Annotated in this window: 22 protein-coding genes; 13 read left to right on the top strand and 9 right to left on the bottom strand. The window is 67.9% G+C overall.

What is annotated here, in order from left to right; genetic code table 11:
• Positions 1-57: 57 nt before the first annotated feature.
• The 4 genes from GGR25_RS24780 to GGR25_RS16815 are packed head-to-tail and all read left to right on the top strand — an operon-like array spanning position 58 to position 3,533.
• Positions 58-1,446 carry a precorrin-3B synthase gene (locus GGR25_RS24780; RefSeq protein ID WP_246409867.1) on the top strand — a complete coding sequence of 463 codons (1,389 nt, stop codon included), beginning with the start codon at positions 58-60 and terminating at the stop codon, positions 1,444-1,446.
• Complete coding sequence (locus tag GGR25_RS24775; RefSeq protein WP_343068097.1) at positions 1,400-2,053, top strand: precorrin-8X methylmutase; 654 nt, start codon at positions 1,400-1,402, stop codon at positions 2,051-2,053. Before GGR25_RS24780 ends, GGR25_RS24775 begins: the two co-directional genes overlap by 47 nt.
• Positions 2,050-2,781 (top strand): precorrin-2 C(20)-methyltransferase, encoded by a 732-nt coding sequence (locus tag GGR25_RS16820; RefSeq protein WP_183399985.1) that lies wholly within the window; start codon positions 2,050-2,052, stop codon positions 2,779-2,781. The genes GGR25_RS24775 and GGR25_RS16820 overlap by 4 nt, the downstream gene beginning before the upstream one ends.
• Positions 2,778-3,533 carry a precorrin-3B C(17)-methyltransferase gene (locus GGR25_RS16815; RefSeq protein WP_183399984.1) on the top strand — a complete coding sequence of 252 codons (756 nt, stop codon included), beginning with the start codon at positions 2,778-2,780 and terminating at the stop codon, positions 3,531-3,533. Before GGR25_RS16820 ends, GGR25_RS16815 begins: the two co-directional genes overlap by 4 nt.
• 194 nt (positions 3,534-3,727) lie before the next feature.
• On the opposite strand, the gene GGR25_RS16810 is transcribed toward GGR25_RS16815, so the two are convergent.
• Positions 3,728-4,474 carry a cobalt-precorrin-6A reductase gene (locus GGR25_RS16810; protein WP_183399983.1) on the bottom strand — a complete coding sequence of 249 codons (747 nt, stop codon included), beginning with the start codon at positions 4,472-4,474 and terminating at the stop codon, positions 3,728-3,730.
• A gap of 36 nt (positions 4,475-4,510) precedes the next feature.
• Between GGR25_RS16810 and cbiE the strand changes: the two genes are divergently transcribed.
• The 7 genes from cbiE (at position 4,511) to GGR25_RS16775 (ending at position 12,024) form a co-directional block, all read left to right on the top strand.
• The gene (gene cbiE / locus GGR25_RS16805; RefSeq protein ID WP_343068096.1) at positions 4,511-5,734 is read left to right on the top strand and encodes a precorrin-6y C5,15-methyltransferase (decarboxylating) subunit CbiE; all 1,224 of its coding nucleotides are present in this window, start codon (positions 4,511-4,513) and stop codon (positions 5,732-5,734) included.
• Between the two features lie 28 nt (positions 5,735-5,762).
• Positions 5,763-6,152, top strand: coding sequence for a cobalamin biosynthesis protein (locus GGR25_RS16800; protein WP_183399982.1), 390 nt, complete (start codon positions 5,763-5,765; stop codon positions 6,150-6,152).
• Entirely contained in the window at positions 6,149-6,925 is a 777-nt protein-coding gene (cobM, locus tag GGR25_RS16795; protein ID WP_183399981.1) for a precorrin-4 C(11)-methyltransferase, read from the top strand. Before GGR25_RS16800 ends, cobM begins: the two co-directional genes overlap by 4 nt.
• Positions 6,922-8,235, top strand: coding sequence for a cobyrinic acid a,c-diamide synthase CobB (locus GGR25_RS16790; RefSeq protein ID WP_183399980.1), 1,314 nt, complete (start codon positions 6,922-6,924; stop codon positions 8,233-8,235). The genes cobM and GGR25_RS16790 overlap by 4 nt, the downstream gene beginning before the upstream one ends.
• A gap of 166 nt (positions 8,236-8,401) precedes the next feature.
• The gene (gene clpS, locus GGR25_RS16785) at positions 8,402-8,731 is read left to right on the top strand and encodes an ATP-dependent Clp protease adapter ClpS (RefSeq protein ID WP_183399979.1); all 330 of its coding nucleotides are present in this window, start codon (positions 8,402-8,404) and stop codon (positions 8,729-8,731) included.
• 10 nt (positions 8,732-8,741) lie between these two features.
• Positions 8,742-11,189 (top strand): ATP-dependent Clp protease ATP-binding subunit ClpA, encoded by a 2,448-nt coding sequence (gene clpA, locus GGR25_RS16780; protein ID WP_183399978.1) that lies wholly within the window; start codon positions 8,742-8,744, stop codon positions 11,187-11,189.
• A gap of 166 nt (positions 11,190-11,355) precedes the next feature.
• On the top strand, positions 11,356-12,024 hold the full coding sequence (locus tag GGR25_RS16775) for a glycoside hydrolase domain-containing protein (protein WP_183399977.1): 669 nt from the start codon (positions 11,356-11,358) through the stop codon (positions 12,022-12,024).
• A 91-nt stretch (positions 12,025-12,115) separates the two neighbouring features.
• Here GGR25_RS16775 and sigJ read toward each other — a convergent pair whose 3' ends face one another.
• Both sigJ and GGR25_RS16765 read right to left on the bottom strand, forming a co-directional pair.
• Positions 12,116-13,021, bottom strand: coding sequence for an RNA polymerase sigma factor SigJ (gene sigJ / locus GGR25_RS16770; RefSeq protein ID WP_183399976.1), 906 nt, complete (start codon positions 13,019-13,021; stop codon positions 12,116-12,118).
• Between the two features lie 29 nt (positions 13,022-13,050).
• The gene (locus tag GGR25_RS16765; protein WP_183399975.1) at positions 13,051-13,518 is read right to left on the bottom strand and encodes a carboxymuconolactone decarboxylase family protein; all 468 of its coding nucleotides are present in this window, start codon (positions 13,516-13,518) and stop codon (positions 13,051-13,053) included.
• 193 nt (positions 13,519-13,711) lie between these two features.
• Here GGR25_RS16765 and gndA point away from each other — a divergent pair, with 193 nt between their 5' ends.
• Positions 13,712-15,148 (top strand): NADP-dependent phosphogluconate dehydrogenase, encoded by a 1,437-nt coding sequence (gene gndA / locus GGR25_RS16760; RefSeq protein WP_183399974.1) that lies wholly within the window; start codon positions 13,712-13,714, stop codon positions 15,146-15,148.
• Positions 15,149-15,282: 134 nt separating this feature from the next.
• Positions 15,283-15,498 (top strand): CsbD family protein, encoded by a 216-nt coding sequence (locus GGR25_RS16755; RefSeq protein WP_183399973.1) that lies wholly within the window; start codon positions 15,283-15,285, stop codon positions 15,496-15,498.
• 161 nt (positions 15,499-15,659) lie between these two features.
• Here GGR25_RS16755 and GGR25_RS16750 read toward each other — a convergent pair whose 3' ends face one another.
• The 6 genes from GGR25_RS16750 to GGR25_RS16725 all read right to left on the bottom strand — a co-directional run bounded on the left by GGR25_RS16750 (position 15,660) and on the right by GGR25_RS16725 (position 21,990).
• On the bottom strand, positions 15,660-16,433 hold the full coding sequence (locus GGR25_RS16750) for an SDR family NAD(P)-dependent oxidoreductase (RefSeq protein ID WP_183399972.1): 774 nt from the start codon (positions 16,431-16,433) through the stop codon (positions 15,660-15,662).
• A 56-nt stretch (positions 16,434-16,489) separates the two neighbouring features.
• Entirely contained in the window at positions 16,490-17,500 is a 1,011-nt protein-coding gene (locus tag GGR25_RS16745) for an ABC transporter ATP-binding protein (RefSeq protein ID WP_183399971.1), read from the bottom strand.
• Positions 17,501-17,537: 37 nt separating this feature from the next.
• Positions 17,538-18,368, bottom strand: a complete 831-nt coding sequence (locus GGR25_RS16740; protein ID WP_183399970.1) for a carbohydrate ABC transporter permease — start codon at positions 18,366-18,368, stop codon at positions 17,538-17,540.
• Positions 18,369-18,371: 3 nt separating this feature from the next.
• Complete coding sequence (locus GGR25_RS16735) at positions 18,372-19,244, bottom strand: ABC transporter permease subunit (RefSeq protein WP_183399969.1); 873 nt, start codon at positions 19,242-19,244, stop codon at positions 18,372-18,374.
• A gap of 265 nt (positions 19,245-19,509) precedes the next feature.
• Positions 19,510-20,820, bottom strand: a complete 1,311-nt coding sequence (locus GGR25_RS16730; protein WP_183399968.1) for an ABC transporter substrate-binding protein — start codon at positions 20,818-20,820, stop codon at positions 19,510-19,512.
• Positions 20,821-21,036: 216 nt separating this feature from the next.
• Positions 21,037-21,990, bottom strand: coding sequence for a sugar-binding transcriptional regulator (locus GGR25_RS16725; protein ID WP_183399967.1), 954 nt, complete (start codon positions 21,988-21,990; stop codon positions 21,037-21,039).
• Positions 21,991-22,034: the final 44 nt, after the last annotated feature.

Below are 22,034 nucleotides of genomic sequence, written 5' to 3'. Positions count from 1 at the left end.
TCCCGCGCGGTGCCGTGCCCGGTTGACGGGCCGCCGCATCGGGACCACACCGTCTGCATGGTCAACGCGATCACCCCGCGCCGTGCCTGTCCGACGCTCGCCGTGCCGATGCCGACCGGCGATGGCTGCCTTGCGCGCCTGCCGCCGCTGCTGACGCCGCTGACGCCGGATCAACTGGCCGGACTGGCCCGTGCGGCGACGGCGCATGGCAACGGCCTGGTCGAGATCACCAAGCGCGGCAATTGGCAGATTCGCGGCCTCGCCGAGGATGGCGGGCCGGCGCTGGCCGCCGCCCTCGCCGATCTCGGCCTCGACCTGCCCGACGGCCCGCCCATCTCGGCCGACCCGCTGCTGCCGCCCGAAAACGTCGCGGTAGCACATGGTTTTGCCGAGGTGCTCCGCGCGCGTCTCACGGAAAGCGGCCTTTCGGCCCGGCTCGCGCCCAAGATTGCGCTGACGCTCGATTTCGGCACGGCCCAGGCGCCGCGGGGACTCAACGGCGACATCCGCATCGCCTTTCGCGCCGGGCGCGCCGAGCTTGCGATCGGCGGCGACGAGAACAGCGCGCGCCGCCTCGGCTCGGTGCCGGTCGACGCTGCCGCCGAAGCGGCCTTCGCGCTGCTGGAACAGCTGGCTGGCTATGGCCAATTCGCGCGCCTCTCCGGCGCCGCCGGCATCCATGACGACGCAGCCTTCGCCGCGATCCTTGGCGGCCACCCGGAATTCGCAGATCCGTCTGCCGCAACCGCGGCGCGGGACGGGAGGGAAACGGCAAGCGACCTCGCCATGATCGCCTTCCCCTTCGGTCAGGCCGAGGCCGGGCCACTCGCGGAACTCGCGGCCACGGCACGTGCAGCGGGCATCGCCGCCATCGCCGCGGCGCCGGACCGACGGCTGCTCTTCGCCGGCCCGGCCGCCGCACGTGCCGCCATCCGCGCCGCGGCGGAGCGGCTCGGCTTCATCACGGATGCCGGCGATCCACGCCAATCCGTCTTCGCCTGCGCCGGCTCGGCCGGCTGCGCCTCCGGAGCGCTGCCGACGCGGATCCTCGCCGCGGAGCTCGCCGCGGCCGTGCCCGACCTCCTCGACGGCTCGTTCGCGCTGCATGTTTCCGGCTGCGCCAAGGGCTGCGCGCATCCGGAGGCGGCGGCGATCAGCCTCGCCGCACTCGACAACGCCCTCGCAATCGTGCTTGAGGGACGACCGCGCGACCCCGCACGGGGAATCGTGCCGGCAAAAGAGATCGCCGGACGCCTGGGCCGCCTCGCCGCGGCCGTCGCGCAGGCGCGGATCGCGGACGAGGCATCCGCTCTGGTGCTCCGGCGGCTCGGCGCCGCGGCGATCGAAGACGTCCTGCTCGGTTCAGGGGTGGACGGGACACGGAAGGACGGAAGCGGAAGTGACGGCCGGGAACGCGACAGGCGGCAACCTCGACTATCTGCGTGACGGGCGCGCCATCTATGAGCGCTCCTTCGCGATCATCCGCGCCGAGGCCGATCTCGCCCGCTTCTCGGAAGCCGAGGCGCATATCGTCGTGCGCATGATCCATGCCGCCGGGCTGGTGCCGCTCGCCGCCGATGTCGCCTTCGGACATGGCCTCGCGGAGGCCGCGCGCGCCGCCCTGCAGAACGGCGCGCCGATCTTCTGCGATACCGAGATGGTCGAGCGCGGCGTGACGCGCCGCCGCCTCCCCGCCGAAAACCCCGTGCTGTGCACGCTGAACGATCCCGCCGTTGCGGATCTCGCCGCGCAGCAGGGCACGACGCGCTCCGCCGCGGCCGTCGATCTCTGGGGCGAGCGCCTCGCGGGCGCGCTCGTGGTGATCGGCAATGCGCCCACCGCCCTCTTCCACCTGCTGGGCCGGATCGACGCCGGCGCGCCGCGCCCGGCCGCGATCATCGGCGTGCCCGTGGGCTTCGTCGGCGCGGCGGAATCGAAGGATGCGCTCGCCGCCCATGGCGCCGGCATTCCCTATCTCGTCGTGCGCGGCCGCCTCGGCGGCAGCGCGATCGCGGCCGCCGCCGTGAACGCGATCGCGAGCGACGCACTATGAGCGAAGGCGGCCGCCTGATCGGGGTCGGCGTCGGGCCCGGCGATCCGGAGCTCCTGACGCTCAAGGCCGTCCGCGCGATCGAGCGCGCCGATATCGTCGCCTATTTCGCCAAGGCCGGGAACCAGAGCAATGCCCGCGCCATCGTCGCCGACCGGCTCAAAGGCGTCGCCGAACTGCCGCTGCTCTATCCGGTGACGACGGAGATCCACCGCCACGATCCGCGCTACCGCGACGCGCTCGCCGCTTTCTACGAGCAGGCAGCAGCGACGATCGCGGCGCATCTCGAAGCGGGACGCACGGTCGCGGTGCTCTCGGAAGGCGATCCGCTGTTCTATGGCTCCTATATGCACATCCACACACGCCTTTCGCCGCGCTTTCCGGCAGAGGTGATCCCGGGCGTGACCGGCATGTCCGGTGCCTGGTCGGGCGCGGGCGTGCCGATCGCGCAAGGCGACGACGTGACGGCGATCCTGCCCGGGACGCTGGACGAGGCGGAACTCGCCCGCCGCTTCGCCGATTGCGACGCGGCGATCGTGATGAAGCTCGGCCGCAACCTCGCCAAGGTCCGCCGTGCGCTGGCGACGGCCGGCCGGCTGGAGCGCGCGCTCTATGTCGAGCGTGCGACGACCGCCGTCGCCACGACACTGCCGCTGAGCGCCAAGACGGATGACAGCGCGCCCTATTTCTCGATCGTGCTCGTCCCCGGCTGGGACGGAGGTTCGGCATGACCGGCCGTGTGCTGGTCATCGGTCTCGGCCCGGGCGAGGCCCGCTTCCTGACCGGCGACGCCGTCGCGGCGCTCGAAAGCGCCGATGCGGTCTATGGCTACAAGCCCTATCTCGACCGCGTGCCGCCACGCGACGGGCAGGAACTCGTCCCATCCGACAATCGCGAAGAAATCGCGCGGGCCGGCGCCGCGCTGGAGCGGGCGGCAGCGGGCGCGACGGTCGCGATCGTGTCCGGCGGCGATCCCGGCGTATTCGCCATGGCCGCCGCGGTCTGCGAGGCGATCGAGGCGGGGCCGCCGGCCTGGCGCACCCTTCCGGTGACGATCCACCCCGGCGTCACGGCCATGCTGGCGCTCGCCGCCCGCGTCGGCGCGCCGCTCGGCCATGATTTCTGCGCGCTCTCGCTCTCCGACAATCTGAAGCCCTGGGCCGTGGTCGAGAAGCGCCTCGACGCGGCGGCGCGCGCCGGCTTCGCGATGGCCTTTTACAATCCGATCTCGCGCGCCCGGCCCTGGCAGCTCGGCGCAGCGTTCGACATTCTGCGCACCGCCCTGCCCCCGCATGTGCCGGTGATCTTCGGCCGCGCGATCGGACGCAGCGACGAGCGCGTGACGATCGTGCCGCTGGAGCGGGCCGACCCGGCGCTGGCCGACATGGCGACGCTCATCATCATCGGCACGACGGAGACGCGCATCGTCGAGCGGCCGGGTCTCGAGCCCCTCGTCTACACGCCGCGCTCGCTGCCGCTCTGAAGGGCCGTTTCGAGCCGTTTGGTTCTTGTCGGAAGCTGCGCACGATTCACGGCCTGACCGAACAAAGCTCCGTCATCCCGGGCTCGACACGGGATTCAGCCGTGCTCCTTATCCAAACGCGCCATGCTCCGGCTGCATGGATCCCGGCTTGCGCCGGGATGACGGCAGAGTGGGTGGGACTGGCTGCACTCTCATCAAGGCATCAGGGCCTCGATCCAATCCATCGCCGCATCCACCGAGCCGACCTCCGCAAGGTCGGCCGCCGCCGGCCGGGCCACGAGATAGACCGGGATGCCCAAACGCCGCGCCGCCTCGATCTTGGCGTAGGTCGCCTCGCCGCCGCTGGTCTTCGCGACGAGGATCTCAATGCCCTGCGCGCGCATCAGCGCCATTTCGTCTTCGACGGCGAAGGGACCGCGCGCGAGCAGAAAGGCGGCTCGGGGCAGGCGCAAGGGCGGGTCGATCGGGTCGATCGAGCGGAAGAGATAATGGTGCTGCGGCGCGCGCTCGAACACATGCGCCTCCTGCCGCCCGACCGTGACGAAAACCTTTCGCGGCGCGGGTCCGAGCGCATCGGCGAGGGCTTCGAGCGAGGGAAATTCGTGCCAGTCGTCGCCGGCCTGCCTCACCCAGGCAGGGCGCAGAAGACGGATCGCCGGGATGCCGGTCCGCTTCGCCGCCAAGGCGGCGTTTACCGCGATCCGCGCTGCGAAGGGATGCGTCGCGACGACAAGCGCGCGAATTCGATTATCCGCTATATAGTCGGCCAATCCCTCGGCGCCGCCGAAGCCGCCAATGCGCGTCGGAAGCGGGATGGCGAGCGGCTCGGACGTGCGTCCGGCCAGCGAGAGGATCGCGCGAAAGCGGCGATCCCCGGCGAGCCGAAGCGCCAGTTCGCGCCCTTCCGTCGTGCCGCCGAGGACGAGGATGTCGAGTGTCATGTCGGTCTGGCGTCACGGGTTCGGGGGAATGCAGGGGTGAGCGGGGAAACTGCCGTAAGGGAGCGGTGGCTGTCCATTGTCGGCATGGGCGAGGACGGCGTCTATGGTTTATCGCCGATCGCCCGGCGGCTGATCGAGACGGCGGATTTCGTCTTCGGCGGTGCACGGCACATCGCGCTGGCGCGTAGCGTCATCAAGCGCGAGGCGATCGAATGGCCGACGCCCTTCGACATCGCGCCGCTGATCGCCAAGCGCGGCGAGCGCGTCACCGTGCTCGCCTCGGGCGATCCGTTCCATTTCGGCGTCGGCAACACGATCCTGCGCCAGATCCCGCTCGCCGAGATGCTGGTCGTCCCGGCGCCCTCGGCCTTCAGCCTGGCGGCGAGCCGGCTCGGCTGGCCGCTGGCCGATACGGTGGCGCTGTCGCTGCATGGCCGCTCCATCGATCTGGTCAAGCCGCATCTCTTCGAGGGCGCGCGCATCCTGGCGCTGACCTCGAACGAATCCGCGCCCTGGGAGATCGCCGCGCTGCTTTCGCGCATCGGCTTCGGCCGATCGCGCCTCACCGTGCTCGAAGCGCTCGGCGGGCGCGACGAGGCGATCCGCACCGCCACGGCGGCCGGCTTCGACATCGACAATGTCCATCCGCTGAACATCCTCGCCATCGAGGCGCATGCGGGGCCGGGCGCCCGCATCCTGGCGCGCTCGGCCGGCCTGCCCGACGAACTCTTCGAGACCGACGGCCAGCTGACCAAGCAGGAATTCCGCGCCATCGCGCTCGCCGCTCTGTCGCCGCGCCCGGGGGAACTGCTCTGGGATATCGGCGCGGGCTCGGGCTCGATCGGCATCGAATGGATGCTGGCCGATCGCCGGGCGCGGGCGATCGCGATCGAATCGAACGATGACCGTTCCGACCGCATCCTGCGCAACGCCCTCGCCTTCGGCGTGCCGGACCTCCAGATCGTGCTGGGCCGCGCCCCGGATGCGCTGGCGGGCTTGCCGCCGCCCAATGCGGTGTTCATCGGCGGCGGGCTCACCGAGGGCGGTGTGATCGAGGCGGCACGGGCCGCGCTGCTGCCGCATGGCCGCCTCGTCGTCAACGCCGTCACGCTCGAATCCGAGGCGCTGCTGCTCGGCCTTCATGCCAGTGTCGGCGGCCATCTGATCCGCATCTCCATCGACCGCGCCCGCCCGCTCGGCGGCAAGACAGGCTGGGAGCCGGCGCGGCCGATCCTGCAATGGAGCTGGACCAAGCCGTGAGAGGATGCGCCGTGAGGACATCGAACGCATGATCGTGGCCGGGATTGGCTGCCGGCGCGGGGCGTCGGTTGCGGACGTCTTGTCGGCGATCGACGCGGCGCTCAGCGAGACGGCGCTCGGCGCCGAGGCGCTCGCGCTCATCGCCGCGCCCGCCGAAAAGGGCGGCGAGGAAGGCATCGTCGCGGCGGCGGCACAGCTCGGCCGCCCGCTCGTGCTCGTGCCGCCGGAGAAGCTGAAGGCCGCCGGCGCGCGCACGCTGACGCGGTCCGAGCGCGTGGTGGCGCTGTTCGGCGTCCCCTCCGTCGCCGAGGCCTCCGCCCTCGCGGCGGCGGGCGATGCCTCGGTGCTGCTCGTCGGCCGTCATATCGCCGGCGGCGCGACCTGTGCGCTGGCGACCAGCGCGGGACAGCGCGCGTGAGCGTCCATTTCATCGGCGCCGGCCCCGGCGCGGCCGACCTCATCACCGTGCGCGGCCGCGACCTGCTCGCCCGCTGCCCGGTGTGCCTCTATGCCGGCTCGACCGTGGCGCCGGAGATCCTCACCTGGTGCCCGAAGGACGCGCGGATCGTCGATACCGCGCCGCTCGATCTCGACGCGATCGAGGCGGAGTATCGCGCCGCCCATGCCGCCGGCCTCGATGTGGCGCGGCTGCATTCGGGCGATCTCTCCGTCTACAGCGCCGTCGCCGAGCAGATCCGCCGGCTCGAAAAGCTCGGCATTCCCTATACGCTGACGCCGGGCGTGCCCGCCTTCGCCGCGGCGGCGGCCGTTCTGAAGCGCGAACTCACCGTGCCCGAGGTGGCGCAGAGCCTCGTTCTCACCCGCATTTCCGGCCGGGCCTCGAAAATGCCGGCGGGCGAGACGCTCGCCGCCTTCGCCGCCACGGGCACGACGCTGGCGATCCATCTCGCAGTCCATGCCCTCGAACGCATCCAGACCGAATTGCTGCCCTTCTACGGACCCGACTGCCCGGCCGCGATCGTCTTCCGCGCCAGCTGGCCGGACGAGCGCGTCGTCGAGACGCGGCTCGCCGATCTCGCCGCCGCCATAGACGGGCTCGACATCCGCCGCAGCGCGCTCGTCCTCGTCGGTCCCGCGCTCGGCACGGGCCACGGCACGACAAGCGCGCTCTACAGCACCGATTATGTCCGCCAGTTCCGCGGCGGCGCCTCGCCGGGCGAGACGCGGTGAGCGCCGGCGGCTTCATCCTTTCGGCGCTGCGCTCCGGCGAAGGCAAGACGATCGTGACGACGGGCCTGCTGGCGGCGCTCGCAGCGCGCGGCCTGCGCGTTCGCGCGGCCAAGAACGGACCGGATTATATCGACCCCGCCTTCCACCGCGCGGCGAGTGGCGCGCCGAGCGTCAATCTCGACAGCTGGGCCATGCCGCCGCCCCTGCTCGACGCGCTCCTGCGCCACGCGACCGCCGATGCCGACCTTGTCGTGATCGAGGGCGCGCTCGGCCTCTTCGACGGTGCCGGCGGCGCGCCGGGCCGGCGCGGGGCGACAGCCGACCTCGCGGCGCGCTTTGCCCTGCCCGTCGTGCTCGTCGTCGACGTTTCCGGCCAGTCGCAGACCGTCGCGGCGCTGCTGCGCGGTGTCCGGGCGCATGAAGCGGGCGTGCGCGTTGCCGGCGTGATCCTCAACCGGGTCGCCAGCGAGCGCCACCGGCGCCTCGTCACGGACGCCATCGACGCGATCGGCCTGCCCGTGCTCGGCGCCCTGCCCCGTGACGCCACGTTCGCCCTGCCCGAGCGGCATCTCGGCCTCGTCCAGGCCGACGAGCAGCACGATCTCGGCGAGAAGATCGCCGTCATCGCCGGGCAGATCGCAGCCCATGTCGATCTCGACGCGCTCGTCGCGCTGGCCGAGCCGCCGCGCATCGAAGCCGCGGCGACCGGCCCCGCTCTGCCGCCGCCCGGGAAGCGCATCGCGCTCGCCCGCGACGCGGCCTTCTCCTTCATCTATCCCCATCTCCTGGCGGGCTGGCAGGCGGCGGGCACTACGATCCTGCCCTTCTCGCCGCTGGCGGACGAGGCGCCGCCGGAGGATTGCGACGCCTGCTGGCTGCCTGGCGGCTATCCCGAACTGCATGCGGCCCGGATCGCCAATGCGCGCAATTTTCTGGCCGGCCTTCGCCGCTTCGCGCAGACACGGCCGGTCCATGGCGAGTGCGGCGGCCACATGGTGCTCGGCCGGGCGCTGGTCGACGGCTCGGGCGACAGCCATGCGATGGCCGGGCTCCTCTCGCACACGACCTCCTTCGCGACGCGGCGGCTGCACCTCGGCTATCGCAGCGCGATCCTCGCCGCTCCCGGTCCGCTCGGCGGGGAAGGCGCGACGATCCGCGGCCATGAATTCCATTATTCGACGCTGCTCGAGCGGGGCGAGGATGCACCCTTCGCCAGCCTCTTCGATGCCCGCGGCGAACCGATCGGCCCGGAAGGCGGCCGGCGCGGCCTCGTTTCCGGCAGCTATTTCCACGCGATCGCCGCCACATGAGCGCCGCGCGCCGGCCGCTCTTTCCAAGCGGTGCAACGCATCCCATATAGCCGAGACGTTCCCCTGAAGCCCCGCCGGGCATTGTCGCCAAATCGTCAAACTAAGCGATTGCGCTGCAGCGAGATTACCGGCAGGATTTTCCTCACCGACGTGCGATCGAAACCTGATGAGCAAAGACATCCGTCGATCTGACGATGGCGATACCGGCATCGGAATCGCCACGAAGACCCGGCCGAAAACCAAGCGGCCGAGCCTTTATCGCGTGCTGCTGCTCAACGACGATTACACGCCGATGGAGTTCGTGGTGCACGTGCTCGAGCGGTTCTTCAACAAGAGCCGCGACGAGGCGACTCAGATCATGCTGCATGTGCACCAGCATGGCGTGGGGGAATGCGGGGTCTTCACCTATGAGGTGGCCGAGACCAAGGTCACGCAGGTGATGGATTTCGCGCGCAAACACCAGCATCCGCTGCAATGCGTGATGGAAAGGAAGTGAGGTCCGAGCCGTGCCGTCATTCTCCAGAAGCCTCGAAAAGGCACTCCACCAGGCCCTCGCTTTCGCAAACGAGCGCCATCAGGAATACGCAACCCTCGAACATCTCCTGCTCGCCCTGATCGAGGATCAGGACGCGGCCGCCGTGATGCGCGCCTGCAATGTCGATCTCGACATGCTGCGCCGCAGCCTGATCGACTATATCGACACCGAGCTCGCCAATCTGGCCCGCGGGCCGGACGAGGATTCCAAGCCCACCGCTGGCTTCCAGCGCGTGATCCAGCGCGCGGTGATCCATGTCCAGTCGTCGGGCCGCGAGGAAGTCACGGGCGCCAATGTGCTCGTCGCCATCTTCGCCGAGCGCGAGAGCCATGCCGCCTATTTCCTGCAGGAGCAGGACATGACGCGGTATGACGCGGTCAACTACATCTCGCATGGCATCGCCAAGCGGGCCGGCATGAACGAGAGCCGGCCGGTGCGCGGCGTCGACGACGACGCGGCCACGGTCGAGAGCCGCGACGAGGGCGGCAAGAAGAAGGCCGATGCGCTCGAGGCCTATTGCGTCAACCTCAACGACAAGGCCCGCAAGGGCAAGATCGACCCGTTGATCGGGCGCGACAGCGAGATCGCGCGCACGATCCAGATCCTGTGCCGTCGCCAGAAGAACAACCCGCTCTTCGTCGGTGATCCCGGCGTCGGCAAGACGGCGATCGCCGAAGGCCTCGCCAAGCGCATCGTCGAAGGCGACGTTCCCGACGTACTCGCCGGCTCGACCATCTTCTCGCTCGACATGGGCACGCTGCTCGCCGGAACGCGCTATCGCGGCGATTTCGAGGAGCGGCTGAAGCAGGTCGTCAAGGAGATCGAGGACTATCCCGGCTCGATCCTGTTCATCGACGAGATCCACACCGTGATCGGCGCCGGCGCCACCTCCGGCGGCGCGATGGACGCGTCGAACCTCCTGAAGCCGGCGCTCGCTTCCGGCGCGATCCGCTGCATCGGCTCGACCACCTACAAGGAATACCGCCAGTTCTTCGAGAAGGACCGCGCTCTGGTGCGGCGCTTCCAGAAGATCGACGTCAACGAGCCAACGATTCCGGACGCAATCGAGATCCTGAAGGGGCTGAAGCCCTACTTCGAGGATTTCCACCGCGTGCGCTTCACCAATGACGCGATCAAGACGGCGGTCGAGCTGTCGGCGCGCTACATCCATGACCGCAAGCTGCCGGACAAGGCGATCGACGTGATCGACGAGTCCGGCGCCTCGCAGATGCTGCTGCCCGAGGGCCGCCGCAAGAAGACGATCGGCATCAAGGAGATCGAGGATACGATCGCCACCATGGCGCGGATCCCGCCCAAGACCGTCTCGAAGAACGACGCCGAGGTGCTGAAGAGCCTCGAGACGACGCTGAAGCGTGTCGTCTATGGCCAGGACAAGGCGATCGAGCAGGTGACCTCGGCGATCAAGCTCGCCAGGGCGGGCCTCCGCGAGCCCGAGAAGCCGATCGGCTCCTACCTCTTCGCCGGCCCCACGGGCGTCGGCAAGACGGAAGTGGCGAAGCAGCTGGCCGCCAGCCTCGGCGTCGAGCTGATCCGCTTCGACATGTCGGAATATATGGAGCGCCACACGGTCTCGCGGCTGATCGGCGCCCCGCCCGGCTATGTCGGCTTCGACCAGGGCGGCCTGCTGACCGACGGCGTCGACCAGCATCCGCATTGCGTGCTGCTGCTCGACGAGATCGAGAAGGCCCATCCGGACCTGTTCAACATCCTTCTGCAGGTCATGGATCACGGCAAGCTGACCGACCACAACGGCAAGCAGGTCGATTTCCGCAACGTCATCCTGATCATGACGACCAATGCGGGCGCGGCCGACCTCGCCAAGCCGGCGATCGGCTTCAAGAGCTCGGAACGCGACGGCGACGACCAGGAGGCGATCAACCGCCTGTTCGCGCCGGAATTCCGCAACCGCCTCGACGCGATCGTCCAGTTCGGCAATCTGCCGATCGAGATCGTGCATTCGGTGGTGCAGAAGTTCGTGCTGCAACTCGAGGCCCAGCTGGCCGATCGTGGCGTCACCTTCGACCTCTCGGCCGACGCCGTCGACTGGCTGGCGCGCAAGGGTTACGACCGCCAGATGGGCGCCCGCCCGCTCGGCCGCATCATCCAGCAATATATCAAGCAGCCGCTGGCGGATGAGGTCCTGTTCGGCAAGCTCAAGAAGGGCGGCACGGTCAAGGTCACGGTGGTGAAGGGCGAGGATGGCGACGACATCCTCCACCTCGATCCGATCGAGGACGGCCCGGTGACCCCGAAGCCGGAGCCCGAAGAGCCGAAGGCCAAGGCCGCGAAGCCGAAGCGCAAGGCCGCCACGGCGAAGGCCCCGGCCAAGCCAGCAGCGGAGAAAAGCCCGCCCAAGCGCGGCGGCCTCGTGCCGAAGGTACCGCTGAAGACCGAGTAGCCGTTCTATTCTCTGGAGACTGTACGAGCGAGGCGCCCTTGGCGCCTCGCTTTGTATTTGGAGCGCCGCGAGCGGGAGCGAATGCCGTTCCGATTGGCCATATACAACTATAGATTTTACAATATGATCATTACTCGCGAATAGGTAGAGCGCTGCAGGAGGCGTTATGACTGGTTTTGCGGGATTTGACGTATTGGCCTATCCGGGCACGCCGGAAATGGCTTGGCTGAAGGCCAACACCAATTTCAAATGGACGGGGTTTTATCTGGCGCCGGCTCCGAGCCGTCCGAGTTCGGGCTGGATGACGAATCGTGCGCCCCTCGCCGGTCAAGGTTGGGGATTTGCCCCCATCTATGTCGGCCAACAGGTGACCGGCTCGGGCAGTCATCATACCTCAGGACCTCAGGGGACGATCGATGGGAACGACGCGTGCCACCTGATGGCGACAGCCGGATTTCCCGCGGGCAGCTTTGTCTATCTCGACCTAGAGAACGGGAAACCGTTCACCTCAAGGCAGCAGGACTATGTTGCCAACTGGGTTGACGCTGTCGAACACAATCGGTTTCAGGCGGGGGTCTATTGCTCTCACACCTTCGCCGCCGAGGTGCACAAGCTCCGTTCCACCACCAGGATCTGGGCCTTCAAAGTGGCAACGACGGCCCCACACCCAGTTCCCGGCCCGCCCTACCCCGACATCCATCCGTCAGGCTGCGGATACACGGGCGCCTATGCGTGGCAACTCGGCCAGAACTGCATCATCGACCACCCCATGGCACCGAACCGCAAGCTGAAGGTAGACCTCGACACCGCGCTCTCAGGCGATCCGAGCCAATAGCGGCTGCAGTTCGGCACGGCGTTCCGATCGGCTGGTTACAAGCCGCAGCGGACGCCTGGTTGGTTCGAACTGCTCTGGCGGATGGCGTTGTTCACCGCGCGTTGCCGGTCTGCAGGGCGGCAAGTTCCCCCAGCCCCTTAAGCTTGTCCGGATTGCGCACGGTATAGACCGCCGTGATGCGGCCGTTCTCGATGTCGAGGGCCGTCGTGTGCAGGATGCCGTTCGCGTCGATCGCGACATAGCCGGGGAGGCCCGAGACGGTGAGCGGGCCGGACCAGGACCAGCGGCCCGGACGGCGCTTGGCGGCGATGCCGCGGAAGAAGCGATAGACCTTGTCGCCGCCGCGGACCGGGTTGAGCGTCGCGATGACCTTGCCGCCGCCATCGCTGATCATCACCGCCTGCTCGGCGAGGAGATCGCGGAGCGGGCCGACCTCGCCGGTCTCGACCGCGGCGAAGAAGGCCGCGGCGATCCGCGCGCCCTCCTCCGTGGCGACGGGAAAGCGCGCCTTCGGCTCGCCGACATGGGCGCGGGCCCGCATCAGAAGCTGCCGGCAGGCGCCCTCGCTGCGCTGCAGCGCGGCCGAGAGCTCGCCCATCTCGATATCCATAAGGTCATGCAGCACGAAGGCCGCGCGCTCGAGCGGCGAAAGGCGCTCCATGGCCAGCATCAGCGCGACCGGCGCATCGATGCGCGCATCCGGCGCCTCGCGCTCGGGCGCGGCGAGCGTCTCCACCACGGGATCGGGCAGCCAGGCGCCGACATAGCTCTCGCGCCGCGCCCGGGCGGAGCCGAGCCGGTCGAGGCAGAGCCGCGTCACGACGGTCGCGAGCCAGCCGCGCCGGTTCGCGATATCCGCCTTGGCCGCGCCGTGCCAGCGCAGGAACGCATCCTGGACGATGTCCTGCGCATCGGCGAAGGAGCCCAGCATGCGATAGGCGAGACCCGTCAGGAACGGGCGATCGCGCTCGAATTCGATCGCAGAAGCTTCGCTCATCGTCGATCCGCAGGCCTCGGTCGCAAGGCTTACGCCGCGGCGCGCGCGGCCTTCTTCTCATTCGGATGCACCGTCCGGAAGCCGACCGCAAGCCGGTTCCAGCTGTTGATGGCGCTGATCGCCAGCGTCAGGTCGACCTGCTCGCGCGGCGAGAAATGTTCGGCGAGCAGCGCATAGTCGGCATCGCTCGCCCCGCTCTGCGGCAGCAGCGTCAGCGCCTCGGTCCAGGCGAGCGCCGCCTTTTCGCGCGGGGTGTAGAGCATCGATTCCCGCCAGGCGGACAGGAGATAGATGCGCTCCTCGCTCTCGCCGGCCTTGCGCGCATCGGCCGTGTGCATATGGAGGCAATTGGCGCAGCCATTGATCTGCGAGGCGCGGATCTTCACGAGCTCCGCGAGGCTGTGCTCGATGCTGGACTGGGCGACATACTGGCTGACGCCGAACATCGCCTTATAGGCCTCGGGCGCGGCGGCGGCGAAATTCAGTCTCTCGGACATGGCGGTCTCCTTCGGTGTTTTCACGGGGTTACCCACCCATGACGACGCAGCACGCGCTTGCGTTACGCGGCCGACGCACTTTTTTCCTCGGGTCACGAAGATTCTAGTCCTCGCCCCGGATGGCCCGCGGCGCCCGAGCGTTGTAAGGTCCGGCCATCCGAAGAAACTCACCGAAGCACAAGAGGGTGGAAACGTGGCGGAACTGGCTGATATCGGCGTGCTCGGACTCGCCGTCATGGGCGCGAACCTCGCCCGCAACGCGGCGCGCAAGGGTTTCGGCGTCGCCGTTTTCAACCGGCACGGCGCGCGTACCGACGAGCTGATCTCGCAATATGGCTCGGAAGGCCGCTTCCATCCGGCCAAGGAGATCGCCGACTTCGTCGCCGCGATCGCGCGCCCGCGCCCGATCATCATCATGGTCAAGGCCGGCAAGCCGGTCGACGAGGTGATCGAGGAGTTGATCCCGCATCTCGACGAGGGCGACATCATCATCGACGGTGGCAATTCGCTGTTCACCGACACAAATCGCCGCTTCCATTACCTGACCGAGAAGAAGCTGCGCTTCATCGGCATGGGCGTGTCGGGCGGCGAGGAAGGCGCGCTGGAAGGGCCGAGCATGATGCCCGGCGGCACGCTGGAAGCCTATTCGCGCATCGAGCCGATCGTGACCAAGATGGCGGCGCAGGTCGATGGCGAGCCGTGCTGCACCTATATCGGCACCGAGGGCTCGGGCCATTTCGTCAAGATGGTCCATAACGGCATCGAATATGCCGACATGCAGCTGATCACCGAGGCCTATGACCTGTTCAAGACCGTCTATGGCCTCGACGCCAAGACGATCTCGGACATCTTCGCCGAGTGGAACAAGGGGGAGCTCAATTCCTACCTGATCGAGATCACCGCCGCCGTGCTCGCCAAGGTCGATTCGACCGGAAAGCCGCTGGTCGATTCGATCGTCGATGAGGCGGAGCAGAAGGGCACCGGCCGCTGGACGGCGCAGTCCGCGCTCGATCTCGGCATTCCGCTCACCTCGATCACCGAGGCGGTGTTCGCCCGTGCGCTTTCGGCCCGCCGCGCCGGCCGGGCGGAGGCGGAGAAGCTGCTGCCGCATGCGCCGGTTGCCGCGCGGAAGCCCTCGCCCGCCGATATCGAGGCGATCCGCCAGGCGCTGTTCGCCTCCAAGATCATCGCCTATGCGCAGGGTTTCGAGCAGCTCTCGGTCGCCTCGGCGCAGTTCGGCTGGAAGCTGAAGCTCGACGAGCTCGCCACGATCTGGCGCGGCGGCTGCATCATCCGCGCCCGCTTCCTCAATCGCATCCGCGAAGCCTACAAGGCCGGCGGCGGCGCCTCGAACCTGGTGCTGGAGGATTATTTCCGCGACGCGGTGCTGAAGGCCGAGCCGGCCTGGCGCGAGGTCGTCGGCCTCGCAGTGGCGAGCGGCATTCCGGTGCCGGCATTCTCGTCCTCGCTCGCCTATTATGATGGCCTGCGCCGTGCCCGCGGTCCGGCCAATCTGCTGCAGGGCCTGCGCGATTATTTCGGCGCGCATACCTATGCCCGCCTCGACAAGCCCGGCAAGTTCCATACCCGCTGGGCCCAGGACGGCGAGGAAGTCCAGGTCTCGTCCTGACGCGATCCGAGCGATCCGCCCGCGCGCCGCTTGGTCAAGGCGCGCGGCCTTGATCCTGTCGCTGATCGCGGGAACCAATCCGGCCGCCGGGGGTTTGCTACACGTGTCCCACCCCCGACCAAGGAGGCTCTCCAATGGGCAGCACCACGGACAAGATCAAGGGCGTCGCCAATGAGGCGATGGGCAATGTGAAGCAGGGCGTCGGCCGCGCCACGGGCAATGAGAAGCTCGAGGCCGAAGGCGTCGTCCAGGAAATCAAGGGCGAGACGCAGCAGGCGATCGGCAAGGCCAAGGACGCGGTCAAGAAGACCACGGACAAGGTCGCGGACGCCGCGCACCGCAATCTCTGACGCGCGTTTCTCCTCCCCCGACGCGCGAGGGCCGGCGAAAGCCGGCCCTTTTCGTTTCCAGAGCGTTTTCGAGCGAAGTGGCCCCCGGTTCGCGTGAAGAAAACGCGACCAAATACAGAAGGGAGCCGCTCAGCGATCCCATGAAGCGCTGAACGAGCGCCCTACCAGCAGGTATAGCCGCCGTCGACGACCACGATCGAGCCGGTCATCAGGCTCGACGCCTCGCTGGCGAGGAAGAGCACGACCGAGGCTATTTCCTCGACCTCGCCCATGCGGCCCATCGGCGTGCCGCCGATCCACGCGTCCCACATGGCCGGCTTCGTTTTCACGAAGGCGTTGAGCGGCGTGTTGATATAGGTCGGCGCTACCGCGTTGACGCGCACGCCGCGCGCGCCCCATTCGGCCGCGAGTGACTTGGTCAGATGATGCACGGCCGCCTTGGACGCGTTGTAGAACGCCTGTTCCTGCGGCTTGTTGACGATGAAGCCCGACATCGAGCCGATATTGACGATCTTGCCCGAGCCCGCCTTCAGCATGGCGTTGCCGAAGGCGCGGCAGCACCAGAAGGTGCCGTTCAGATTGACGTCGATGACGTTCAGCCAGTGCTCGTCCGTCACCGTCTCGGCCGGCGTCTCGCTGCGGGCGATGCCGGCATTGTTGACGAGAATGTCGATCTTGCCATGCGTCTTCAGAACCTCGGCGGCGACCGCGTCGACACGCGCCGAATTGGTCACGTCCATGATCGCCACGTCGACGTCATAGCCTTTGGCCTTCATCGCCGCCTGCCCGTTCGCCGCAATCGCCGGATCGCGATCGGCGATGATCACCTTGGCGCCCGCCTCGGCGAGCGCCTCGACCGAGGCGAGGCCGATCGCCTGGCCGCCGCCGGTCACCAGCGCGACCTGTCCGTCCAGACGGAATTTTTCGAGATACATGGCTGCTACTCCTCAAGAAGCGGGACGGAACGGCCGGGCGGCCGGGCGCGTAGGCGTCAGCGCGCGGCGAGCATCGCCTGCCCTTCCGCATCGAAGCGGTGGATACGGTCGGGATCGGGCGTGAGATAGACGCTTTCGCCCGGCTTGAGCGCGAACTCGCCGACGGCGCGCATGGTGATGTCGCCGATGCCCGGCACTGCGACATAGAGGAAGGTGTCGGAGCCGACATGCTCCGCGACCGTGACCGTGCCGGCCCATTCGCCGTCGGTGCGCGAGCCGGCAATGTGCTCCGGCCGGACGCCGATCGTCGCGGCGCCGCGCGCGGCCGCCGCCTGCCCCGTTACGAAATTCATCTTCGGCGAGCCGATGAAGCCGGCGACGAAGAGGTTGGCGGGATGGTCGTAGAGTTCCAGCGGCGAGCCGACCTGCTCGATCTGGCCGGCGGAGAGCACGACGATCTTGTCGGCGAGCGTCATCGCCTCGATCTGGTCATGCGTCACATAGATCGCCGTCGTGCCGAGCGTGTCCTGCAGGCGCGCGATTTCGAGGCGCATATTGACGCGCAAGGCCGCGTCGAGATTGGAGAGCGGCTCGTCGAACAGGAACGCTTTCGGCTCGCGCACGATGGCGCGGCCAATCGCGACGCGCTGGCGTTGGCCGCCGGAAAGCTGGCCGGGTCGGCGATCGAGATAGGGCGTCAGGTTGAGCACCTGGGCGGCAGCCTCGACCTTCCGATTGCGCTCCTCCTTCGGCATGCCGGCCATGCGCAGGCCGAAGCCGATATTGGAGCGCACGCTCATATGCGGATAGAGCGCATAGGACTGGAACACCATGGAGAGGCCGCGCTTGGCCGGCGGCGTATCCGAGACATCGGTGCCGTCGATCAGGATCTTGCCGCCGGTCGTGTCCTCCAGCCCGGCGATGAGGCGCAGCAGCGTCGATTTTCCGCAGCCCGACGGCCCGACGAAGACGACGAACTCGCCATCTTCCACCTGGAGGTGGACGTTACGGATCACGTGGACGTTGCCGAAGGCCTTCTCGACGCCGACGAGTTCGATCTTTCCCATGATCTTCCTGTCCTTTGGATCGGCTATCTGGGGGCGGTTACTTGACCGCGCCGAATGTGAGGCCGCGCACGAGCTGCTTCTGGCTGAACCAGCCGAGCACCAGGATCGGCGCGATGGCGAGCGTGGAGGCGGCCGAGAGCTTGGCCCAAAAGAGCCCTTCGGGGCTCGAATAGGAGGCGATGAAGGTGGTGAGCGGCGCCGCGTCGACCGTGGTGAGGTTCAGCGTCCAGAACGCCTCGTTCCAGGCGAGGATGACGTTGAGCAGCACTGTCGAGGCGATCCCGGGCACCGCCATCGGCGCCAGCACGAAGATGAGTTCCTTGCCGATGGTCGCGCCATCCATGCGCGCGGCCTCGAGGATGTCCTTCGGGATCTCCTTGAAATAGGTGTAGAGCATCCAGACCACGATCGGCAGATTGGCGAGGAACTCGACCATGATCAGGCCGATATGCGTGTCGAGCAGGCCGCCGTCGCGGAACAGCAGATAGATCGGCACGAGCACGCCGACCGGCGGCATCATCTTGGTGGAGAGCATCCAGAGCAGCGTGTCGCGCGTGCGCTTGGTCGGCGCGAAGGCCATCGACCAGGCCGCCGGGATCGCGACCACCAGCGCCACCGCCGTCGAGCCGAAGGCGAGGATGATCGAGTTCATTGCGTGGTGCAGGTAATTGCTGCGCTCCTGCACGATGGCGTAGTTCTCGGTCGTCCAGTGGAAGAACAGGAACTGCGGCGGCGTCGAGAAGGCGTCGAGTTCCGTCTTGAAGCTGGTCAGCACCATCCACAGGATCGGAAAGAAGATCAGGAAGCCGACGAGCCAGCCGGCTGCCGTGGCGGTCACCCTGTGCGTGGTCGAGATGCGGCGTGCCATGGTTCAGGCGTCCAGATTTTTGCCGACGAGGCGGACCAGGAAGATCGCGACGATATTGGCGAGCACCACCGCCACGATGCCGCCGGCAGAGGCGCCGCCGACGTCGTATTGCAGCAGGGCCTGCGCATAGACCAGGAAGGCGATGTTGGTGGTGGCAAGGCCCGGCCCGCCGCCCGTGGTGACGAGGATCTCCGCGAAGACCGAGAGCAGGAAGATCGTCTCGATCAGGATCACGACGGTGATCGCGCGGGCGAGATGCGGCAGCACCAGGAGGAAGAAGAAGGAGATCGCCGGCGTGCCGTCCATCTCGGCCGCCTCCTTCTGCTCCTCGTCGAAGGATTGCAGCGCGGTGAGCAGGATCAGCGTCGCGAACGGCAGCCATTGCCAGGCGACGATGAGGATGATCGACAGGAGCGGCCAGTTGGTGAACCAGTCGATGGCTGGCAGGCCGAGCAGCCCCGCCACCCAGGCGAAGAGCCCGGAGACGGGATGCATCAGGAGGTTCTTCCAGACGAGCGCCGAAACGGTCGGCATGACGAAGAACGGCGCGATGACCATGAGACGCACGATGCCGCGGCCGAAGATCGGCTGGTCCATCAGGAGCGCGATCAGGATGCCGCCGATGACCGTGATGGCGAGGACGGAGCCGACCAGGATCAGCGTGTTGGCGAGCGCGGCGAAGAAGGCCGGGTCGGTCAGGAAATACTGATAGTTCAGCAGCCCGACGAAGCTCTCAGTGCCCGGATCGAGCAGATTATAGCGCAGCAGCGAAAACCAGATCGTCATGCCGAGCGGCACGATCATCCACAGGAAGAGCAGGATGACCGACGGGGCGAGCAGGACGCGCCCGAGTGTCCTTGTCTGCTGCGTGGCCACGATGTTTCTCGCGCTGGTGCTTGGGTTGCTCGGAAAGAGCCGCCCGGCCATGGCCGGACGGCAGTCCTGGGAGGAAGGTGGCGGGAAGACGAGGGCTCCCTGCCCGCATGGGCTCCGTCATCCCGGCGAAAGCCGGGATCCATTCAGCCGAGGCGCTGATCGAATGCCGCTTCGGCTGTGTGGGCCCCGGCTTTCGCCGGGGTGACGCCAGCCCGAGAGGCTTCGGGCGCCATGCCCGAGAGACCTCTCAGACCGGAACCGCCGCCTACTTGATGTAGCCGGCCTTGGTCATCTCGCGGGTCGAGGCCTGCTGCGCCGAGGCGAGTGCCTGGTCGACCGTGGAGGAGCCGGCGAGGGCCGCGGAGAAGAGCTGCCCGACCGTCGTGCCGAGACCCTGGAACTCGGGGATCGCCACGAACTGCACGCCGACATAGGGCACCGGCTTCACCGTCGGATGAGTCGGATCGGCCGAATTGATCGAGTCGAGCGTCATCTTCGCGAAGGGCGCCGCCTTCTGGTATTCCGGGTTCGCATAGAGCGAGGAGCGCGTGCCGGGCGGCACATTGGCCCAGCCCTCCTTGGCGGCGACGAGGTCGAGATAGCCCTTCGACGTCGCCCAGGCGATGAACTTCTCGGCCGCCTCCGTCTTCTTCGAGCCGGCGGGAACGGCGAGCGACCATGCCCAGAGCCAGTTGGCGTTCTTGCCGAGGCCCTTGTTGGGCGCCAGTGCGAAGCCGACCTTGTCCGCGACCTTCGAATCCTTGGGATTGGTCACGAAGGAGGCCGCCACGGTGGCGTCGATCCACATGCCGCACTTGCCGGAATTGAACAGAGCGAGGTTCTCGTTGAAGCCGTTCGACGAGGCGCCGGGCGGTCCGGCATCCTTCATCAGGTCGACATAGAAGGAGAGCGTGTCCTTCCATTCGGGCTGGTCGAACTGCGGCTTCCACTGCTCGTCGAACCAGCGCGCGCCGAACGAGTTCGACATGGCGGTCAGGAAGGCCATGTTCTCGCCCCAGCCCGCCTTGCCGCGGAGGCAAATGCCGTAGACTTCGCCGGGCTTGTCGGTGATCTTCTTCGCCGCGTCCGCGATGAAGTCCCAGGTCGGCGAGTCGGGCATGGTCAGCCCGGCCTTCTCGAACAGGTCCTTGCGGTACATGACCATCGAGCTCTCGCCATAGAACGGCGCGGCGTAGAGCTTGCCGTCCAGCGACAGGCCCGAGCGGATGGCCGGCAGCAGGTCGTCGACGTCATAATCGGCGCCGAGATTGTCGAGCGGCACCAGCCAGCCCTTCTTGGCCCAGATCGGAACCTCATACGTGCCGATGGTCAGCACGTCGAACTGCCCGCCCTTGGTGGCGATATCGGTGGTCACCTTCTGGCGCAGCGCGTTCTCCTCGAGCGTCACCCACTCGACGTCGATACCGGGGTTCTTCGCCTTGAAGTCCTCGGTCAGGCCCTGCATGCGGATCATGTCGCCATTATTGACCGTGGCGATGGTCAGCTTCTCCGCCTGCGCCGGGGCGACGGCCAGCAGCGATGCCGCGCCCAGAAGGGCGCCGTAAAGAATCCTCATATGCTCCTCCCTTGGGTGCCGCGCGCATCCACTGCGTTTGAGCATTTGCTACGACACTGATCATATGCTCAAACGAAGTCGCGACGACTGTCAACGGCAATTCGATTCCGCACAGCAGCGGCGGAATTGGCCGATCGCGCCTCGCGAGAGCCGCAAGTTTGCTATTCGATTGAACAATTGCTCTTCTTGCAGCGCAACACGCGCCGCCGATCGGACTCAGCCGATATCGAGCAGCAGCCGCGCCGTCGACTCGTCGGTGACGAGGCCGTTGATGAGGCGCCCGCGTAGCGCCGCGTGAATCGGCAGCGCCTTGGAGACGCCCTTGGCGACGCCGACGACGAGACCGCGCGCCGGCACGATGCGCGGCACGGAGGTCAGGCGGTCATTGGTGCCGCCCTCGATGATCCGGCCGGTGGCGTCGAACGCCCAGCCCGTGATCTCGCCCGCCGCACCGAGCCGGCGCATGGCCGAGAGCTCGGCGGCGGAGATGAAGCCGTCGATATGCAGCGGCGCGCTCTCGTCCATCCGCCCGATGCCGACCAGCGTCACATCGGCGGCAGCGGCGAGTTCGCGCAGCCGCCGTACCGGCTCGAGATTCAGGAGCTGGTCGCGCTCGGCCCGGCTCGGCACCACGACCGGCAGCGGCATCGGATAATGCGGCGCGCGCACGAGATCGGAGAGCCGCGCCAACACGTCGAAGAAGCTCGCCGAACCCTCCATCGAGATATGGCCGACCAGCGAGACCAGACGGTGCTGCGGGCAGTTCATGCGCGGGATCTGCTCGACGGCGGCGCGCAGCGTCCGCCCCGTGCCGACGCCGACCACCAGCGGCTCCGCCGCGCCGAGCTTCTGCTCCAGAAACGCCGCCGCCGCCTCGGCGAGACCGACGACGGAACTGTCGGAATCGGGATCGGTCGGCACGATCTGGCAATGGGCGAGACCATGGCGCTCGGTCAGCCGCGCGGCGAGCTCCATGCAGGCGGCGATCGGGTGGTCGAGGCGGAAGGTGATCAGCCGCTCGGACAGCGCCAGCGAGACGAGGCGTTGCGCGGTCGGACGCGAGACGTTCAGCTTCTTCGCGATCTCGTCCTGCGTGTTACCGGCGATGAAATAGAGCCAGCCGGCGCGGGCCGCATCGTCGAGGCGGGAGCGTTCGCTGTCCTGGCTCATGCTCTGCCCTCGTCCCTCGCCTTCGCTCTGCCGGCCCATTCCCT

The organism is Kaistia hirudinis (assembly GCF_014196455.1).
Classification (GTDB): Bacteria; Pseudomonadota; Alphaproteobacteria; order Rhizobiales; family Kaistiaceae; genus Kaistia; species Kaistia hirudinis.
The sequence above is the reverse complement of the archived record's forward strand: the minus strand, read 5'-3'. Positions and strand labels throughout refer to the sequence as shown.

Excerpts from the sequence above, each read along its gene's own strand:
- GGR25_RS16800 (WP_183399982.1), top strand. The coding sequence starts at position 5,763 with ATGATCGTGGCCGGGATTGGCTGCCGGCGCGGGGCGTCGGTTGCGGAC.
- GGR25_RS16775 (WP_183399977.1), top strand. The coding sequence starts at position 11,356 with ATGACTGGTTTTGCGGGATTTGACGTATTGGCCTATCCGGGCACGCCG.
- GGR25_RS16765 (WP_183399975.1), bottom strand. The coding sequence starts at position 13,518 with ATGTCCGAGAGACTGAATTTCGCCGCCGCCGCGCCCGAGGCCTATAAG.
- GGR25_RS16755 (WP_183399973.1), top strand. The coding sequence starts at position 15,283 with ATGGGCAGCACCACGGACAAGATCAAGGGCGTCGCCAATGAGGCGATG.
- GGR25_RS16810 (WP_183399983.1), bottom strand. The coding sequence starts at position 4,474 with ATGACACTCGACATCCTCGTCCTCGGCGGCACGACGGAAGGGCGCGAA.
- GGR25_RS16820 (WP_183399985.1), top strand. The coding sequence starts at position 2,050 with ATGAGCGAAGGCGGCCGCCTGATCGGGGTCGGCGTCGGGCCCGGCGAT.
- GGR25_RS16815 (WP_183399984.1), top strand. The coding sequence starts at position 2,778 with ATGACCGGCCGTGTGCTGGTCATCGGTCTCGGCCCGGGCGAGGCCCGC.
- GGR25_RS16750 (WP_183399972.1), bottom strand. The coding sequence starts at position 16,433 with ATGTATCTCGAAAAATTCCGTCTGGACGGACAGGTCGCGCTGGTGACC.
- GGR25_RS24780 (WP_246409867.1), top strand. The coding sequence starts at position 58 with ATGGTCAACGCGATCACCCCGCGCCGTGCCTGTCCGACGCTCGCCGTG.
- sigJ (WP_183399976.1), bottom strand. The coding sequence starts at position 13,021 with ATGAGCGAAGCTTCTGCGATCGAATTCGAGCGCGATCGCCCGTTCCTG.
- clpS (WP_183399979.1), top strand. The coding sequence starts at position 8,402 with ATGAGCAAAGACATCCGTCGATCTGACGATGGCGATACCGGCATCGGA.
- GGR25_RS16730 (WP_183399968.1), bottom strand. The coding sequence starts at position 20,820 with ATGAGGATTCTTTACGGCGCCCTTCTGGGCGCGGCATCGCTGCTGGCC.
- GGR25_RS16740 (WP_183399970.1), bottom strand. The coding sequence starts at position 18,368 with ATGGCACGCCGCATCTCGACCACGCACAGGGTGACCGCCACGGCAGCC.
- GGR25_RS16725 (WP_183399967.1), bottom strand. The coding sequence starts at position 21,990 with ATGAGCCAGGACAGCGAACGCTCCCGCCTCGACGATGCGGCCCGCGCC.
- GGR25_RS16745 (WP_183399971.1), bottom strand. The coding sequence starts at position 17,500 with ATGGGAAAGATCGAACTCGTCGGCGTCGAGAAGGCCTTCGGCAACGTC.